Consider the following 16,543-nt stretch of genomic DNA (forward strand, 5'->3'; position numbering starts at 1 on the left):
CTTCACCTCCGCCTCGGGACCGACCGACATGCACCCCGTCAACCCCAGCCCGGCCACCGCCAGCACCGAAGCCGTACGCACCACCGCCCGAACCGCCCGCACCGAAGCCACCGAGCTCCCTCTCCACCGCCCCACCCGGGCCGCCCACTGCTCGCGCGGCCGCTTTTCGGTGCCCAACGCGCGCCCGCCCCGACGGGACACGGGCAGCGCGCCAGGAAGCGCCCGGGCCGCATCCGCCACGGCCCGCCGACCCGGCAGGCGGGCGGACGGGCAGACGAGCGGACGGGCAGACGAGCGGACGGGCAGGCGGGCGGACGGGCAGGCGGACAGGCAGGCGGACAGGCAGGCGGCCCGCTCAGCCCCAGAACGCCGAGGCCAGCCCCGCCCCCGCGTACACCGCGGCCAGCCCCGCCACCACGCTGCCCGCCACGTTCGCCAGCGCGTACCGCCCCGCCCCGGTCTCGACCAGCCGCAGCGTCTCGTACGAGAAGGTCGAGTACGTGGTCAGCGCCCCGCACAGCCCCGTCCCCAGCAGCACCTGGACGTGCGGGGACGCGGCCCCCGCCGCCACCGCCCCGGTCACCAGGCCGAGCACCAGGCAGCCGACCACGTTCACCGCGAACGTCCCCCAGGGGAACACCGAGTCGTGCCGGGCCTGCACCGCCCGGTCGGTCAGGTACCGCAGCGGCGCGCCGACCACCGCGCCCGCCACCACCAGCAGCCAGTTCACCCCGAAGCCCCTTCCCGCCCCACGTACCTGACCACTTCGCAGCGGTCCAGCAGCACCAGACCCTCCGCCACCAGCCCGTCCAACTGCGGCAGGAACGCCCGCACCCGCTCCTCCTCGTCCACGATCACCACCGCCACCGGCAGGTCCTCGCTCAGCGACAGCAGCCGCGCCGTGTGCACCAGCGACGACGCCCCGAACCCCTCGATCCCCCGGAACACGCTCGCCCCGGCCAGCCCCGCCGCCCGCGCCCGGTGCACGATCTCGCTGTACAGCGGCCGGTGGTGCCAGCGGTCGTTCTCCCCCACCAGCACGGTCAGCCGCAGCGCCGGCCCGCTCAACCTGCTCACCGCACGCCCCCGCCCCCACGGGTGATCAGACGGCGCGTCAGTGCGGCCGCCGCCCACACCGCGCCGAGCGCGCCCAGCAGCGTCAGCCCCAGGTACGTCAGCCCGAGCCCGAGCCGCCCCTCCTCCACCAGCCGCCGGATGTCCACCGCGTACGTCGAGAAGGTGGTGAAGCCGCCCAGCACCCCGGTGCCGAAGAACGGCCGCAGCAGCGGGTGCGCCGGACGCCCCTCGGTGATCACCACCAGGAACACCCCGATCACCGCGCACCCGACCACGTTGATCAGCAGCGTCGTCCACGGGAACGCCGTCGGCCCGTTCGTCCAGGCCAGCCCGGCGCCGTACCGGGCCAGCGACCCGATCGCCCCGCCCACCGCGATCACGGCCACGGCCGGCCCCTGTCCGCGCCACACCGGCGGCCTTCTCCGGGCGGCCGTCCCTTCGCCCACCGGCCGGGTCCGCGCCGGGCCGTCCACCGTGCCGTCCGAGGTCGCCATAACCCCATCAAACACCGGCTCCCGCCGTCTGGCACAGCGTCACTCCAGACCCGACAATGAACCGGTGGAGATGACCCGGGAAGAGTTCGAGACGCTGGTCAGCGACGCCCTCGACCAGATTCCCCCGCAGCTCGCGGCCATGATGGACAACGTCGCCGTCTTCGTCGAGGACGAGCCCGACCCCGCCGACCCGGAACTCCTCGGCCTCTACGAGGGCACCCCGCTCACCGAGCGCGGCGAGTGGTACGCGGGCGTCCTGCCCGACCGGATCCTCATCTACCGCGGCCCCACCCTCCGGCACTGCGAGACCCACGACCAGGTCGTCGCCGAAGTCCGCACCACGGTCATCCACGAGGTCGCCCACCACTTCGGCTTCGACGACCACGAACTCGACGAGCTCGGCTGGTCCTGACCCCCCGCTCCAAGCGGCCCCCGGGCGGCCCCCACCCACCCGGCCGAAACCCGTTTTGGCGATCCGCCCTACATCCCATATGCTTCTCGACGTCCCCGAACGCTGGAAACAGCGGGACAGGCCGCAAGCCCTCATCGTCTAGTGGCCCAGGACGCCGCCCTTTCAAGGCGGTAGCACGGGTTCGAATCCCGTTGGGGGCACGCAGTACCGTAGTAAAAAGCAGTGCCGCAAGACCTTGGTGGGAAACCACTACAAGGTCCCGTGGAGCAGTTGGTTAGCTCGCCACCCTGTCAAGGTGGAGGTCGCGGGTTCAAGTCCCGTCGGGATCGCTCGTCTCGCAAGAGACGGTGCAGTACGGCCAGGTAGCTCAGTTGGTACGAGCGTCCGCCTGAAAAGCGGAAGGTCGCCGGTTCGACCCCGGCCCTGGCCACAGATCGGAAGCCCCGCAGCGTGATCGCTGCGGGGCTTCCGCCGTTCCGGAGCCCTTCGGGTTCGAGCTGGTCACCGGCGACCTGCTGCCCTACTGATCCCGGGCGGCTCCCCCTCGGGCGGGCCGGCCCGAGGGGGAGGTGGGCCGGTCGCACGGGCGGCGCCGGGGCCGGCGCAGCGCCGGGCGGGTTCAGTAGGAGCGGAACCAGCTGACGTCGGTGCCCAGCACCGAGCCGTCCGCCGCGTAGTACGTGAAGGTGCGGGCCTGGGCGCCCGGCTTCTTGGCGATCGCGTACCAGTGCGTCGGGGAGTCCCCGAGGGCGACCGGCACCGACTCGCTGACGCCGCCGGTGTCCCAGGTGACCACAACCTTCGCGACCTGGGGCCGGACCCCGGCGATCACCACCGGTGAGGCGCCCAGCTCGCCGCCCTTGAGCCCGAGCATCGTCCCCCCTCCGGAGGTGGCCCGGTCGGTGATCGCCCCGTCCGGCGCCCCCGGGGCGGGGGTGTCGTGCATCGCGTCGTCGACCTGGCGCTGCCCGTCCACGGTGGCGTAGAGGTTCACCAGGTCCACGTCCGGGCGCCAGCTCCGGTCGATGTCCGCCCGGGTGGTCTCCGGCAGTTGCGGGATGGCCGCGTGCCGGTCCTCCCAGATCAGCCGGGCCTGCCGGAGGGCGTCCTCCTTGGTGGCGGTCGCCGGCCAGAACGCGGCCCACGCCTGCCACTGCCTGCCGTTCGTGGTGCCCTGGCCGACCACGACCCGGACCGGGGTGAACGGATCCCGCTCGGGAGCGGTCGGTGTCGCGGCGGTGCCCGCGGTGCCTGCGGTGCCCGCGGCGGCCTCGGCGGTGGTGACGGTCCGGGCGTCCGCCACCACCACCCCCGCGTCGGCCGCGTCGCCCGGCCCCCGCCCCCGCCCGAGCCCGCCGAGTGCCGTCCCCCCGACGACGGCCGCCGCGACCAGCGCCGCCACCGCCCCGCTGGTCAGCAGCCGCCGGCGCCGCAGCCGGCGCCGCCCCCCGGCGACCAGCCGGTCGTACGGGACGGCCCCGATCTCGACGCTTCCGGCCAGCTCGCCCAGGACGCGCGCCGCCGAGGCCTCGGACCCCGCCCCGGCCATGTCCTCGCCGCCCGAACCGCCCACGCCACCCATGCCGCCCGAACCGCCCACGCCGCCGCCGGTGTCCTCGTTGCTCATCTTCCGCCTCCGATGCTCGCCAGCCCGTTGAGTGAGGAGGCCTCCCGCAGCTTGGCCAGGCCCCTGGCCGCCTGGCTCTTCACCGTCCCGACCGAGCAGCCCATCGCCGCCGCGGTCTGGGTCTCGGTGAGGTCCTCCCAGTACCGCAGCACGACGGCCTGCCGCTGCCGGGGCGGCAGCGTGCCGAGGGCCGTGAGCAGCGCCGCCCGTTCGTCCAGCCGCGCGTAGCCGTCGGGGCCCTCGGGTGCGGCCCGGTCGGGGACGGCGGTGACCAGTTCCTCGGCCGCTCGGCGGCGGAACCGTCTGGCGTGCTCGTTGATCAGGATCCGGCGCACGTAGGCGTGCGGGTCGTCGGCCGCCCGGACCCGGCTCCAGGCGACGTACGCCCGCTCCAGGGCCTGCTGGACCAGGTCCTCGGCGGTGTGCCGGTCCCCCGCGAGCAGGTACGCCGTCCTGAGCAGCCGCGTCCACGCGCTGCCGGTGAACGCGCGGAATTCCTCGTCCCTCGCGGTCTTCTGGGCTCCCATGAGCACCTCCTCACCCCCCAGAGCCCGAAACCGCCGCGAACCGTTGCCTGGCCCGGCCCGGAGCCGCCCGGCCCCGACGCACCGGCGCCCGGACCCGCCGTTCGCGCTCGGCCGCCGGTGGCTGTGACACTGGAGAGGCTCGAAAACCGAGGTGCGCGGCGCCGTGCCTCCTTGCGAACCTAGAGGGATGCCCGCAGTGAGTTCTCCCGCAGTCCAGTCCGCCCCCGCACCCGCCGAGGGTCCCGGTATCGGTGAGCTGGCCGCCCGCCTGCCCGAGCTGACCCTGCGCGACCAGGTGCGGATCGGGCGCCGATTGGAGGGGGCCCGTCGGGTCCGCAAGCCCGAGGCCCGGCAGAAGGTCGCCGCCCAGATCGCCGCCGACATCGACCGCGCCGAGCTGCTGGTCGAGCAGCGCCGCGGTGCCGTCCCGCCGATCAGCTATCCCGCCGAGCTGCCGGTCAGCCAGAAGAAGGACGAGATCCTGGCGGCCATCCGGGACCACCAGGTGGTGATCGTCGCGGGTGAGACCGGCTCCGGCAAGACCACCCAGATCCCGAAGATCTGTCTGGAGCTGGGCCGCGGCGTGCGCGGTCTGGTCGGCCACACCCAGCCGCGCCGGATCGCCGCCCGTACGGTCGCCGAGCGGGTCGCGGAGGAGCTGCGCAGCCCGCTGGGCGAGGCGGTCGGCTGGAAGGTCCGGTTCACCGACCAGGTCGGCCAGGACACCCTGGTCAAGCTGATGACGGACGGCATCCTGCTCGCGGAGATCCAGACCGACCGCGAACTGCTCCAGTACGACACCCTGATCATCGACGAGGCGCACGAACGCAGCCTCAACATCGACTTCATCCTCGGCTACGTCAAGCAGCTGCTCCCGCGCCGCCCGGACCTCAAGGTCGTGATCACCTCCGCGACCATCGACCCGCAGCGCTTCGCCCGGCACTTCAACGACGCCCCGATCATCGAGGTCTCCGGCCGCACCTACCCGGTGGAGGTCCGGTACCGCCCGATCGTCGACGACCTGGACGAGGACGACGACGCGACGGACGCCGACCGCGACCGGGACCAGATCCAGGCGATCTGCGAAGCGGCCCAGGAGCTCCAGGCCGAGGGCCCGGGCGACATCCTGGTCTTCCTCTCCGGCGAGCGCGAGATCCGCGACACCGCCGACGCCCTGGACAAGCTGAAGCTCAAGTCCACCGAGGTCCTGCCGCTGTACGCCCGGCTGAGCTCGGCCGAGCAGCACCGGGTGTTCCAGCGCTCCGGCAGCCGCCGGATCGTCCTCGCCACCAACGTCGCCGAGACCAGCCTCACCGTCCCCGGCATCAAGTACGTGATCGACCCGGGCACCGCCCGGATCTCCCGCTACAGCCACCGCACCAAGGTGCAGCGGCTGCCGATCGAGGCGATCAGCCAGGCCAGCGCCAACCAGCGCAAGGGCCGCTGCGGCCGCACCTCCGACGGCATCTGCATCCGGCTGTACTCGGAGGAGGACTTCCTCTCCCGCCCCGAGTTCACCGACGCCGAGATCCTGCGCACCAACCTGGCCTCGGTGATCCTGCAGATGACGGCGGCGGGCCTCGGCGACATCGCCGCCTTCCCGTTCCTGGACCCGCCGGACTCCCGCAACATCAAGGACGGCGTGCACCTGCTGCACGAGCTGGGCGCGCTGGACCCGGACGAGAAGGACCCGCGCAAGCGCCTCACCGCGCTCGGCCGCCAGCTGGCCCAGCTCCCGGTGGACCCGCGGATGGCCCGGATGGTGCTGGAGGCCGACAAGAACGGCTGCGTGCGCGACGTGATGGTGATCGCCGCCGCGCTGTCCATCCAGGACCCGCGCGAGCGCCCCGCCGAGAAGCGCCAGGCCGCCGACGAGCGGCACCGCCGGTTCAACTCGGAGACCTCCGACTTCCTGTCCTACCTGGCGATGTGGCGCTACGTCCGGGAGCAGCAGCGCGAGCTGTCCTCCTCGGCCTTCCGCCGGATGTGCAAGGCGGAGTTCCTCAACTACCTGCGGATACGGGAGTGGCAGGACATCTACACCCAGCTGCGCACGGTCGCGAAGCAGTTGGGCGTCACCATCGAGGAGCCGCACGAGGACGCCGAGCCGGACGCCGACCGGATCCACCAGTCGCTGCTGGCCGGCCTGCTCTCCCACATCGGCCTGTTCGACGTGGAGAAGCGCGAGTACGGCGGCGCGCGCGGCGCCCGGTTCGCGGTGTTCCCGGGCTCGGGCCTGTTCAAGAAGCCGCCGCGCTGGGTGATGTCGGCCGAGCTGGTGGAGACGTCCCGGCTGTGGGCGCGGATCAACGCCAAGATCGAGCCGGAGTGGGTGGAGCCGCTGGCCGGCCACCTGATCAAACGGACGTACAGCGAGCCGCACTGGGAGAAGAAGGCCGGAGCCGTCCTGGCGTACGAGCGGGTCACGCTCTACGGGATGCCGGTCGTCACCCAGCGCAAGGTCAACTACGGCCGGATCGACCCGGAGCTGTGCCGCGAGCTGTTCATCCGCAACGCGCTGGTCGAGGGCGACTGGGAGACCCACCACCGGTTCTTCGCCGAGAACCGCAAGCTGCTCGGCGAGGTCGAGGAGCTGGAGAACCGGGCCCGGCGCCGGGACATCATGGTCGACGATCAGACCCTGTTCGAGTTCTACGACGCCCGGCTGCCGGAGGACGTGGTCTCCACCCGGCACTTCGACTCCTGGTGGAAGAAGGCCCGGCACGAGCAGCCGGACCTGCTCAACTTCGAGAAGTCGATGCTGATCAACGACTCCGCGGACGGCGTCACGGAGGCCGACTACCCGGACCACTGGCAGCAGGGCAAGCTGCGCTTCCAGCTGACCTACCAGTTCGAGCCGGGCAGCGACGCGGACGGCGTGACCGTCCACATCCCGCTGCCGGTGCTCAACCAGGTCACCGCGGAGGGCTTCGACTGGCAGATCCCGGGCCTGCGGACGGAGCTGGTCACCGCGTACATCAAGTCGCTGCCGAAGGCGATCCGGCGCAACTTCGTGCCGGCGCCGGACTTCGCGAAGGCGGCGCTGCGCGCGGTGAAGGACCGCCAGGAGCCGTTGCTGCCGTCCCTGGAGCACGCCCTCAAGCGCCTGACGGCCATCACCGTGCCGCCGGAGGCCTGGGACGACGAGCGGGTACCGGACCACCTCAAGGTGACCTTCCGGGTGGTGGACGGCCGCCGCAAGCTCGCCGAGTCCAAGGACCTGGAGGAGCTGCGGCTGCGGCTCAAGCCGAAGCTCAAGGAGACGCTGTCCTCGGCGGCCTCCGGCCAGGGCATCGAGCAGGGCGGGCTGACCGCCTGGCCGGGCGGCCTGCCCGTGCTCCAGCGCACCTTCGAGCAGCGCTCGCGCGGCCACTCGCTGCGCGCCTACCCGGCCCTGGTGGACGAGGGGGCGTCGGTCGGCGTGAAGCTGTTCGACACCCCGCAGGCGCAGACGCAGTCGATGTGGGAGGGCACCCGCCGGCTGCTGATGCTGACCACCACCTCCCCGGCCAAGTCGATCCAGGGCCGGCTGGGCAACCAGGCGAAGCTGGCGCTCTCGCACAACCCGCACGGTTCGGTGAACGCCCTCTTCGAGGACGTGGTGGCCTGTGCGACGGACCGGCTGATGACCCTGGCCGGCGGACCGGCCTGGGACGAGGCGGCCTTCGGCACGCTGCACGACAAGGTGCGGGCGGACCTGTACGACCTGTCCGCGGACACCACGCTGAAGACGGCCACCGCACTGATCGCCTTCCACAAGGCCTCGACCCGGCTGAAGTCGGTGAGCAGCCCGGTGCTGCTGAACGCGGTGAACGACGTCCGGCTGCACCTGGCCTCCCTGGTGCACCCGGGCTTCGTCACGGCCACCGGCTGGCAGCGGCTGCCGGACCTCAAGCGCTACCTGCTGGCGGTGGACCGTCGGCTGGAGGCGCTGCCCAACCACCCGCAGCGGGACGCCCAGCAGCTGCTGAAGGTCCAGCAGGTGCAGCGGGAGTACGGGGAGCTGCTGGCGGCGGTGCCGGCCGGCCGGCAGCCGTCCGCGGAGGTGCTGGCGATCCGCTGGATGATCGAGGAGTTGCGGGTCAGCTTCTTCGCCCAGTCGCTGGGCACGCCGAGCCCGGTGTCGGAGAAGCGGATCACCAAGGCGATGGAGGCCGCCAGGGCCACGCTCTGAGCTGGGCGGCGTCCTCCTCGGGGGCCCTCAGGTGCCAGTTCGACCTGGGGGCCCACCATGGGCTACAGTCTGTCTTGTTCGCAGCGCGGCAAGCGAGTGAACGAGATCAGAAAACTCTGGTCCCGTGGAGCAGTTGGTTAGCTCGCCACCCTGTCAAGGTGGAGGTCGCGGGTTCAAGTCCCGTCGGGATCGCCGCAGTGCGAGAGGCCCGGAACCGTCAGGTTCCGGGCCTCTCGCTTTTGGGCGTCCGGTGTTTATCCCGGACCAGGTCCGGACCACAAGTGACAGACGGTGTGACGGTCGTCACTTATCTTTTCCCGAGAGCACCCCCGTACCACCCCCATCAAGACCTCACTAATTTAATATGTAAAATTGTACAGCCATTAACTGTAAATCCCCCCCGCATCATGCGCATCAAATCGTTATCCGGAGTTCAGCATTCCGTACGTTGTGCCGAGTACCCGGGCACCGTGGGCGGGCATGGCAAAGGGGCCGCTTACCGGACCCGGCGGAGTCCGGTAAGCGGCCCCTTTAAAGAGCCTTTGGCCTATCAGGCCTCAGTGCGCTGAGCGGGAATCCCGGCCAGCAGAGCGCGCACCTCCGCCTCGCGGTAACGGCGGTGACCGCCGAGCGTGCGAATGGACGTCAGCTTGCCCGCCTTGGCCCAACGAGTGACCGTCTTCGGGTCCACGCGGAACATGGTGGCGACCTCTGCCGGCGTCAGCAGGGGCTCAGCATCAGGGGTACGAGCGGTCATGAGCGGCCTCCTCGGGAGAACCGAACCAGGGCGGTTCTATCCTTCAAATTCTGCACCTTGGCCCGCGATGCCCGAAATGGCATAGACGGGCCGAGTCGGTTATAGGACGAACGGCTTGTCCTGGTGTCTACAACTACACCATCCGTCCAGCCCTATCGACCAAACCGCCAAAATTGACCCCTCACGGGTTCAAGAGCGACGGATGGCGATGGACCACCCCATAACGGGCAGTCACACGACCGTGACGCCTGGTTACGAGGGGACCAGACCCCCTGTTTCCCCGCAAAGCACGCATCGACTCCAGAACCACCCAAAAGTGGGCATGCCCGCGTGAAGTTGGGCTGGTTGTCCCATTTTTGCACATAGGGGTAAGTTCGCGTCAACGGTGAGTAGTGTCACGTTCGACAGCTATTGACCCGAACCAGGACCTTGGTCATCCAGCTCGGGCCATAGGACTCTTACAGTCATACACGGCTGGTCGGACGTCAGTTCGCGTACCGCAGCGCCAGCACCCTCCGCCAGCGCGCCGTCAGTTCCCCGTACGCGCGCAGCGCCTCCTCGGTGTCCCCCGCCCGCAGCGCGCGGAGCCCCTCCTCCAGCTCCCCCGCCGAACGGTCCGCCAACAGCCTCTCCGGCCCCAGCACATGCACCAGCCCCCCGTAGTCCAGCTCCACCAGCGAGCGCGGATGGAATTCCTCCAGCCACCGCCCGATCTGCTCCGCCCCCCGGACCAGTTCCCCGTCCGGCACCTCTTCACGCAGCGCCCGGAAGGCCCGGGCCACCCGGCGGCGCGCCTGCGCCATCGGCACCAGGTAGAACAGCGCCGCCGCCCGCCCCGGCTTGCCCCGCTCCTGCGCCGGCACGAAGCAGCGGTCCTCGTCCCCGAACGGCAGGAACCAGCGCACCGGCACCTCCCACCGGCTGGTCAGGATCCACGGCCGGGCGTCCGGATGGCCGGCCCGCCAGCGCTCCCGGTCCGCCTCCGCCGCCGCCCGGGCCACCGGCGGCACCGCGGTGTCCAGCAGCGCCACCGGCGCGGCCGCCCGAAGCTCCTCCAGCGCCTGCCAGCTGCGCAGCCTGGTCGCCCACGGGCAGACGTACAGCACGCCGTCCACCACCCGCAGGTAGGCCCGCCCGCTCTCCCGCTCGGGCAGCGCCCTGGGCGTCCGGGAGGCCAGCTCCGCCAGCGCCTCCCGCTGCTCCTCCAGGACGGCCTCGGCCACCGGCTGCGCCGCCTCGACGGCGTCCGGACCGCGCTGCGCCGCGTAGGCCTGCCAGCGCGCCCGCTCGGACTCCGGGTAGGCGGCCAACGGCTCGTAGACCCGCAGGTGGGCGGCGTAGGGCGGCAGTACCGAGGTGCGCACGACGGTCACGTCCTGCATGGTCGCACGCGCCGACCGGCCCCGGGAGGGCGCGCCCCCGAACCCGTTCGCGCCCGCACCGCGCACCCCCGGCGTCTCATTCCTCGGACCGCGGGGACAAGCTCGGACAAGAGGGCGGATCGGCGACGCTCCCACGACTACGCTTCGCCCTAGGCGCCCGCACCACAGCAGGCGGGCCTTCGATACTGGAGTCACCACAGTGACCGACGTACAGACATCCGCCACGCACCCCGCACCCGGAGTGCTCAGCAGGATCTTCCGCACCGAGCAGGACGGCGCCCCCGGCGACGGCCACGAGCAGGTCGTCCTCTGCCACGACCGCAGCTCCGGGCTCAAGGCGATCATCGCCATCCACTCCACCGCGCTGGGCCCGGCCCTCGGCGGCACCCGCTTCTTCCCGTACGCCTCCGAGGAGGCGGCCCTGGAGGACGCGCTCAACCTGTCCCGCGGCATGTCCTACAAGAACGCGCTGGCCGGGCTCGACCTCGGCGGCGGCAAGGCCGTCATCATCGGCGACCCCAACAAGGACAAGAACGAGGCGATGCTCCGCGCCTACGGCCGCTTCGTGGAGTCCCTGCGCGGCCGCTACATCACCGCCTGCGACGTGGGCACCTACGTGCAGGACATGGACGTCATCGCGCGCGAGACGCAGTTCGTGACGGGCCGCTCGCCCGAGCACGGCGGCGCCGGCGACTCGTCCATCCTGACCGCTTTCGGCGTCTTCCAGGGCATGCGCGCCACCGCCCAGGCCCGCTGGGGCCAGCCGACCCTGCGCGGCAAGCGGGTCGGCGTCGCGGGCGTCGGCAAGGTCGGCCACTACCTGGTCGGCCACCTCGTCGCGGACGGCGCCACCGTCGTCATCACCGACGTCTCCGAGACCGCCCTGAACCGCGTCCGCGCGGCCCACCCGGAGGTGGAGGTCGTCGCCGACACCGCCGCCCTGCTGCAGGCCCGGCTGGACGTCTACGCCCCCTGCGCCCTGGGCGGCGCGCTGACCGACGACACGGTGGCCGCGCTCGGCGAGTCCGGCACCACGATCGTCTGCGGCGCGGCCAACAACCAGCTGGCCCACCCGGGCGTCGAGAAGGACCTCGCGGACCGCGGCATCCTCTACGCGCCGGACTACCTGGTGAACTCCGGCGGCGTGATCCAGGTCGCCGACGAGATCGAGGGCTTCAACTTCGACCGGGCCAAGAACAAGGCCACCAGGATCTTCGACACCACCCTGGAGATCTTCACCCGGGCCGCCTCCGACGGCGTCCCGCCGGCGGTCGCCGCCGACCGCCTGGCCGAGAAGCGGATGCGCGAGATCAGCGCGCTGCGCACGGTCCTGCTGCCGGGCGCCCGCCGCGCCTGATCCGGCGCCCCCGGAACCTCGGACGCGCGGGGGGCGGCCGCACCCCCGTGACCCGCCCCCCGGGCGGGAGGGGCCCAGCCGTCCCCCGCGCATCACGATGTGGAACCGGATTCTCACTTCTGCGCCCGATCGGGTGATCCAAGGTCCCCCTTGGGGGGATAATCGGTCCTGGAACGACGGACCTGAGACACCTCCGGACAGCGCGCAAACCGCCGCAAAACCTCCCCTGACCTGGGAAGACCTGGTCTCGGGTGCGGTCGGTGCGCGCCACGTCACACCGACGACGTACCGTCCAGCGGCGGAAACAGGTACCGTTAATGCTCCAAGGGACGGTCCTCCCATTCGGGCAGGCCGGTCCTGATCATGAACACGTGTCAGACTCGGGGCCGTGAGCCCCATCGTTGAGGGGGTCGACCCATGGGGCGCGGCCGGGCCAAGGCCAAGCAGACGAAGGTCGCCCGCGAGCTGAAGTACAACAGCGGCGGGTTTGACGCTAACCGTCTGTCCAACGAGCTGGGCGCATCGCCGTCCACCGCTCCGATCGACCCGGAGCCGATCGAGGAGGAGGAGGACGACGACCCGTATGCCGAGTACGCCGCCCGCTATGCCGACCTCGACGACGAGGACGACACCGAGCCGGGCACCGGGCCGTCGCAGGCCTCTCGCCGCTCGTAGCCAGTAGTTTCGCCGACCGGCCCAGGCGCCCAGCGCGCCAGGCCGGTCTTCGGCGTTCCCGCGTACCGGACGGCGTACCGGGTGGTCGCCGCCCCCGGTGGCAGAACGCGGAAGGGCCCCTCCGGTGCGCCGGAGGGGCCCTCTCGTCGTCCAGTCGGGCTCAGCCCGCGGTGAAGCCCTCGTAGGCGTTGTAGAGCGCCGCGCCGGCCTCGTGCTCGCCGGTGCGCTCGACGATGTCGCCGAGCAGCCAGGCCTCGACGCCGCGGTCCTCCAGGATCGCCAGCACGGCCTCCACCGAGGACGGCGGGACGACCGCGACCATGCCGACGCCCATGTTGAGCGTCTTCTCGATCTCCAGGGTGGCCACCTTGCCGACCTGGGCGACGGTCTGGAAGACCGGCAGCGGGGTCCAGGTGCCGCGGTCCAGGCGGGCGTGCAGGCCCTCCGGGACGACCCGGGCCAGGTTGGCCGCCAGGCCGCCGCCGGTGACGTGCGAGAAGGCGTGGATCTCGGTGGCGCGGGTGAGCGCCAGGCAGTCCAGCGAGTAGATCCGGGTCGGCTCCAGCAGCTCCTCGCCGAGCGTGCGGCCGAACTCCTCGACCTTGCGGTCCAGCTTCCAGCCGGCCTCGTTCAGCAGCACGTGGCGCACCAGCGAGTAGCCGTTGGAGTGCAGGCCCGAGGCCGCCATCGCGATCACCACGTCGCCGGCCCGCACGCGCTCGGCGCCGAGCAGCGCGTCGGCCTCGACCACACCGGTGCCGGCGCCCGCGACGTCGTACTCGTCCGGGCCGAGCAGGCCCGGGTGCTCGGCGGTCTCGCCGCCGACGAGGGCGCAGCCGGCCAGCGCGCAGCCCTCGGCGATGCCCTTGACGATCGCGGCGACCCGCTCCGGCACGACCTTGCCGACGCAGATGTAGTCGGTCATGAACAGCGGCTCGGCGCCGCACACGACCAGGTCGTCGACGACCATGCCGACCAGGTCGTGGCCGATGGTGTCGTGCTTGTCCATGGCGGCCGCGATGGCCACCTTGGTCCCCACGCCGTCGGTGGCCGAAGCCAGCAGCGGCCGCTCGTAGCGCTTGAAGGCGGACGCGTCGAAGAGGCCGGCGAAGCCGCCGAGACCGCCGACCACCTCGGGGCGGTTCGCCTTCTTCACCCACTGCTTCATGAGCTCGACGGCGCGGTCGCCCGCCTCGATGTCGACGCCGGCTGCGGCGTAGGTGGCGCCGTTCTGGTTGCTGGTCACTACGGTGCGGCCCTCTCGGGTCTGGTGGGGGATGGAACAGCGGTGGGGCCCCGTTTCGCGGGACCCCACCGTGGATTCGTTACGGGCGGCGCAGCGCGTCGGCCGCGCCCGCCCCGCCGAGCAGCGACTGGACGCCGTCCAGGTCGCTGCCGCTGGTCGGCTTGCCGCGCACGGCCGGCGGCTGCTGGCTGCCCTTGATCTCGGCCTCCAGCAGGAGCTTGCCGAGCAGTGCCGGGTCCGGCAGCTCCATCGGGTACTCGCCGTCGAAGCAGGCCCGGCAGAGCCTGTCCTTGGGCTGCTTGGTGGCCTCGATCATGCCGTCGATCGAGATGTAGGAGAGCGAGTCCGCACCGAGCGTGCGGCCGATCTCCTCGACGGTCATCCCGTTGGCGATCAGCTCCGCACGGGTGGCGAAGTCGATGCCGAAGAAGCACGGCCACTTCACCGGCGGCGAGGAGATCCGGATGTGCACCTCGGCGGCGCCGGCCTCGCGCAGCATCCGCACCAGCGCGCGCTGGGTGTTGCCGCGGACGATCGAGTCGTCGACGACCACCAGGCGCTTGCCCGCGATGACCTCGCGCAGCGGGTTGAGCTTGAGCCGGATGCCGAGCTGACGGATGGTCTGGCTGGGCTGGATGAAGGTGCGGCCCACGTAGGCGTTCTTCACCAGGCCGGAGCCGTACGGGATGCCGCTGGCCTCGGCGTAGCCGATCGCGGCGGGGGTGCCGGACTCCGGCGTCGCTATCACCAGGTCGGCCTCGACGGGCGCCTCCTTCGCCAGGCGGCGGCCCATCTCCACGCGGGAGAGGTGCACGTTGCGTCCGGCGATGCTGGTGTCGGGGCGGGCCAGGTAGACGTACTCGAACACGCAGCCCTTGGGCTTCGCCTCGGCGAAGCGGGAGCTGCGCATGCCGTTCTCGTCGACGGCGATCAGCTCGCCGGGCTCGACCTCGCGGATGAACGAGGCGCCGCAGATGTCCAGCGCCGCCGTCTCGGAGGCGACCACCCAGCCGCGCTCCAGCCGGCCGAGCACCAGCGGGCGGATGCCCTGCGGGTCGCGGGCGGCGTAGAGGGTGTGCTCGTCCATGAAGACGAGCGAGAACGCGCCCTTGACCTTGGGCAGCACGACCTTGGCCGTCTCCTCGATGGAGAGGTCCGGGTGGCCGGCGAGCAGCGCGGTCACCAGGTCGGTGTCGTTGGTCGCGGCGCTCCGCCCGGAGCGGGAGACGTGCTCCTCACCGGGCAGTTCGGCGACCATCGCCGCCAGTTCGGCGGTGTTCACCAGGTTTCCGTTGTGCCCGAGGGCCAGCGAACCGTGCACGGTCGCGCGGAAGGTCGGCTGGGCGTTCTCCCAGACCGAGGACCCGGTGGTCGAGTAGCGGGCGTGTCCGACGGCGATATGCCCGTGCAACGACCCCAGGGAGGCCTCGTCGAAGACCTGGGAGACAAGCCCCATGTCCTTGAAGACGAGAATCTGGGAGCCGTTGCTCACTGCGATGCCCGCGGATTCCTGACCGCGGTGCTGCAGGGCGTAAAGGCCGAAGAACGTGAGCTTGGCGACCTCCTCGCCGGGAGCCCAGACACCGAAGACGCCGCAAGCGTCCTGGGGGCCTTTCTCACCGGGAAGAAGATCGTGGTTGAGTCTTCCGTCACCACGTGGCACGTCTTCGAGTCTAGGGCAGCGGGCACGGGCTTCCGGAACCCGGGCGGCCGGGATTGTCTGACGATCGGCCGGTAACGCGCGTAGACAAAACCCCTTACCAGGTGGGGATTTCGGGTGGGGGGAATTCCGGCCGGAGGCGGTTGGCCTTGTGGTTCGCGCCTGTTGGGGCGTTCCGTGTGCGGAGGGCCTGGCGTCGGGGCGGCGGCGAAAGTGAGCCTGCTCACCCGGGGTTCACCCCGGCGTCACGCGGCGGGCAGCAACAGGCCCCAGGCGCCCGGGTGGACCGTCCAGGTGCGGGCGCGGACCGGACCGACGGGGTGGCCGTCCGCCTCGTAGCCGAAGCCGCGCCCGACCACCGAGACGCTCTCCGCCCGGGCCCGCACCAGGGCGCCGGGTGCGCGGATCACCACCTCCAGCACGCCGGCGGCGTCCGCCTCGGCGCCCGGCAGGGTCAGCTGGACCAGCCGCACCGGCCGGTGCACGTCCGCGAGCAGCCGGCCGTCGGCCTCGACCCGGACCCGGGGATTGTGCTCGGCGGAGGACCGGCCGTCCGCCGCGAGTGCGTTCGCCTGCTCGGCCGCAGCCAGTTTCGCCCATAGCGAACGCCAACCACCCGTACGGCCCGCCGGACGCCGCGTCCCGGCACCGGTGATCCGCACCCCTCCCAGCGCCACCCCGCCGCCGTCGTCGACCAGCAGGTCGAGCTTGCGCGCCGCACCCGACAGCACCGCCCGCGCGGCCCGGACCGGCTCCCCCGGCACCCCGAGCGCGCGGGCCGCGGCCAGCTCCTCCGACCGGCCGACCGGAACCATGCCCACCGGATCGGCGCCCAGCTCACGCTGGCGGTACAGGGCTTGGAGCACCCGCTGCAAGGCCAGGTCGGAACCGATCACGACCGGGCGCCGACGACCCCGGTGCGAAAGCACCCGGTCGAGTTCGGACGGGCTCTCCGGATAGACCACCTTGACGTCCGCGCCTCCGCAGAGCACGTCCTTCGCGATCCGCACCGACTCGCCGTCGGTCTGCCGGGCCGCCGGGTCGAGGAGCAGCAGGAGCGGCTCGGGGCCGCCGGTTGCGGGCGTGGACAGGGACGACACGACCGGTCCTTCCTCAGGTAATCTCTCGGTGCAAGAGCCCCTTGCGCTACTGCGC

Annotated in this window: 14 protein-coding genes and 4 tRNA genes; 8 read left to right on the forward strand and 10 right to left on the reverse strand. The window is 71.7% G+C overall.

Going from position 1 to position 16,543, the window contains the following annotated elements:
* Positions 1 to 355: 355 nt before the first annotated feature.
* Genes crcB (ACFVTF_RS00270) through crcB (ACFVTF_RS00280) form a run of 3 tightly spaced genes read right to left on the reverse strand, consistent with a single transcriptional unit; the run spans position 356 to position 1,571 of the window.
* Positions 356 to 730, reverse strand: a complete 375-nt coding sequence (gene crcB / locus ACFVTF_RS00270) for a fluoride efflux transporter CrcB (protein ID WP_363581397.1) — start codon at positions 728 to 730, stop codon at positions 356 to 358.
* Positions 727 to 1,077, reverse strand: a complete 351-nt coding sequence (locus ACFVTF_RS00275) for a DUF190 domain-containing protein (RefSeq protein WP_063348329.1) — start codon at positions 1,075 to 1,077, stop codon at positions 727 to 729. Before ACFVTF_RS00275 ends, crcB (ACFVTF_RS00270) begins: the two co-directional genes overlap by 4 nt.
* Entirely contained in the window at positions 1,074 to 1,571 is a 498-nt protein-coding gene (crcB, locus tag ACFVTF_RS00280) for a fluoride efflux transporter CrcB (RefSeq protein ID WP_387807219.1), read from the reverse strand. The genes ACFVTF_RS00275 and crcB (ACFVTF_RS00280) overlap by 4 nt, the downstream gene beginning before the upstream one ends.
* A 70-nt stretch (positions 1,572 to 1,641) precedes the next feature.
* Between crcB (ACFVTF_RS00280) and ACFVTF_RS00285 the strand changes: the two genes are divergently transcribed.
* The 4 genes from ACFVTF_RS00285 to ACFVTF_RS00300 all read left to right on the forward strand — a co-directional run bounded on the left by ACFVTF_RS00285 (position 1,642) and on the right by ACFVTF_RS00300 (position 2,413).
* Positions 1,642 to 1,983, forward strand: coding sequence for a metallopeptidase family protein (locus tag ACFVTF_RS00285; RefSeq protein ID WP_350880588.1), 342 nt, complete (start codon positions 1,642 to 1,644; stop codon positions 1,981 to 1,983).
* A 127-nt stretch (positions 1,984 to 2,110) separates the two neighbouring features.
* Positions 2,111 to 2,183: transfer RNA gene (locus ACFVTF_RS00290), tRNA-Glu, on the forward strand.
* Between the two features lie 55 nt (positions 2,184 to 2,238).
* Positions 2,239 to 2,312: transfer RNA gene (locus tag ACFVTF_RS00295), tRNA-Asp, on the forward strand.
* Between the two features lie 27 nt (positions 2,313 to 2,339).
* Positions 2,340 to 2,413, forward strand: a tRNA-Phe gene (locus ACFVTF_RS00300).
* 189 nt (positions 2,414 to 2,602) lie between these two features.
* Here the strand turns inward: ACFVTF_RS00300 and ACFVTF_RS00305 are convergent.
* On the reverse strand, positions 2,603 to 3,610 hold the full coding sequence (locus ACFVTF_RS00305) for a hypothetical protein (protein WP_387807221.1): 1,008 nt from the start codon (positions 3,608 to 3,610) through the stop codon (positions 2,603 to 2,605).
* Positions 3,607 to 4,137: a SigE family RNA polymerase sigma factor gene (locus ACFVTF_RS00310; RefSeq protein ID WP_363376868.1), complete on the reverse strand. Its 531-nt coding sequence runs from the start codon at positions 4,135 to 4,137 to the stop codon at positions 3,607 to 3,609. The genes ACFVTF_RS00305 and ACFVTF_RS00310 overlap by 4 nt, the downstream gene beginning before the upstream one ends.
* Positions 4,138 to 4,324: 187 nt before the next feature.
* Between ACFVTF_RS00310 and hrpA the strand changes: the two genes are divergently transcribed.
* Together hrpA and ACFVTF_RS00320 are read left to right on the forward strand one after the other, a co-directional pair.
* The gene (gene hrpA / locus ACFVTF_RS00315) at positions 4,325 to 8,311 is read left to right on the forward strand and encodes an ATP-dependent RNA helicase HrpA (RefSeq protein WP_387807225.1); all 3,987 of its coding nucleotides are present in this window, start codon (positions 4,325 to 4,327) and stop codon (positions 8,309 to 8,311) included.
* 118 nt (positions 8,312 to 8,429) lie between these two features.
* Positions 8,430 to 8,503: transfer RNA gene (locus ACFVTF_RS00320), tRNA-Asp, on the forward strand.
* A gap of 358 nt (positions 8,504 to 8,861) precedes the next feature.
* On the opposite strand, the gene bldC is transcribed toward ACFVTF_RS00320, so the two are convergent.
* Both bldC and ACFVTF_RS00330 read right to left on the reverse strand, forming a co-directional pair.
* A complete protein-coding gene (bldC, locus tag ACFVTF_RS00325) occupies positions 8,862 to 9,068 on the reverse strand; it encodes a developmental transcriptional regulator BldC (protein WP_014137253.1) in 207 nt (68 codons plus the stop codon).
* A 485-nt stretch (positions 9,069 to 9,553) separates the two neighbouring features.
* A complete protein-coding gene (locus tag ACFVTF_RS00330; protein ID WP_387807227.1) occupies positions 9,554 to 10,450 on the reverse strand; it encodes a hypothetical protein in 897 nt (298 codons plus the stop codon).
* Positions 10,451 to 10,649: 199 nt separating this feature from the next.
* Between ACFVTF_RS00330 and ACFVTF_RS00335 the strand changes: the two genes are divergently transcribed.
* Positions 10,650 to 11,807 (forward strand): Glu/Leu/Phe/Val dehydrogenase dimerization domain-containing protein, encoded by a 1,158-nt coding sequence (locus ACFVTF_RS00335; protein WP_350880607.1) that lies wholly within the window; start codon positions 10,650 to 10,652, stop codon positions 11,805 to 11,807.
* Positions 11,808 to 12,224: 417 nt separating this feature from the next.
* Positions 12,225 to 12,482, forward strand: coding sequence for a DUF3073 domain-containing protein (locus ACFVTF_RS00340; protein WP_063348338.1), 258 nt, complete (start codon positions 12,225 to 12,227; stop codon positions 12,480 to 12,482).
* A 160-nt stretch (positions 12,483 to 12,642) separates the two neighbouring features.
* Here the strand turns inward: ACFVTF_RS00340 and purM are convergent, their stop codons facing one another.
* The 3 genes from purM to ACFVTF_RS00355 all read right to left on the reverse strand — a co-directional run bounded on the left by purM (position 12,643) and on the right by ACFVTF_RS00355 (position 16,488).
* Positions 12,643 to 13,728: a phosphoribosylformylglycinamidine cyclo-ligase gene (gene purM / locus ACFVTF_RS00345; protein WP_387807230.1), complete on the reverse strand. Its 1,086-nt coding sequence runs from the start codon at positions 13,726 to 13,728 to the stop codon at positions 12,643 to 12,645.
* A gap of 79 nt (positions 13,729 to 13,807) precedes the next feature.
* On the reverse strand, positions 13,808 to 15,391 hold the full coding sequence (gene purF / locus ACFVTF_RS00350; RefSeq protein ID WP_350880611.1) for an amidophosphoribosyltransferase: 1,584 nt from the start codon (positions 15,389 to 15,391) through the stop codon (positions 13,808 to 13,810).
* A 242-nt stretch (positions 15,392 to 15,633) separates the two neighbouring features.
* The gene (locus ACFVTF_RS00355) at positions 15,634 to 16,488 is read right to left on the reverse strand and encodes a diacylglycerol kinase (RefSeq protein WP_363621220.1); all 855 of its coding nucleotides are present in this window, start codon (positions 16,486 to 16,488) and stop codon (positions 15,634 to 15,636) included.
* Between the last annotated feature and the right edge of the window lie 55 nt (positions 16,489 to 16,543).

Source organism: Kitasatospora sp. NPDC057940 (genome assembly GCF_042887425.1).
Taxonomy (GTDB): Bacteria; Actinomycetota; Actinomycetes; order Streptomycetales; family Streptomycetaceae; genus Kitasatospora.

What these genes read in the sequence shown, in the direction of transcription:
- ACFVTF_RS00310 (WP_363376868.1), bottom strand. Translation starts at nt 4,137, where the DNA reads ATGGGAGCCCAGAAGACCGCGAGGGACGAGGAATTCCGCGCGTTCACC.
- ACFVTF_RS00285 (WP_350880588.1), top strand. Translation starts at nt 1,642, where the DNA reads ATGACCCGGGAAGAGTTCGAGACGCTGGTCAGCGACGCCCTCGACCAG.
- ACFVTF_RS00305 (WP_387807221.1), bottom strand. Translation starts at nt 3,610, where the DNA reads ATGAGCAACGAGGACACCGGCGGCGGCGTGGGCGGTTCGGGCGGCATG.
- bldC (WP_014137253.1), bottom strand. Translation starts at nt 9,068, where the DNA reads ATGACCGCTCGTACCCCTGATGCTGAGCCCCTGCTGACGCCGGCAGAG.
- hrpA (WP_387807225.1), top strand. Translation starts at nt 4,325, where the DNA reads ATGCCCGCAGTGAGTTCTCCCGCAGTCCAGTCCGCCCCCGCACCCGCC.
- ACFVTF_RS00340 (WP_063348338.1), top strand. Translation starts at nt 12,225, where the DNA reads ATGGGGCGCGGCCGGGCCAAGGCCAAGCAGACGAAGGTCGCCCGCGAG.
- crcB (WP_387807219.1), bottom strand. Translation starts at nt 1,571, where the DNA reads ATGGCGACCTCGGACGGCACGGTGGACGGCCCGGCGCGGACCCGGCCG.
- ACFVTF_RS00330 (WP_387807227.1), bottom strand. Translation starts at nt 10,450, where the DNA reads ATGCAGGACGTGACCGTCGTGCGCACCTCGGTACTGCCGCCCTACGCC.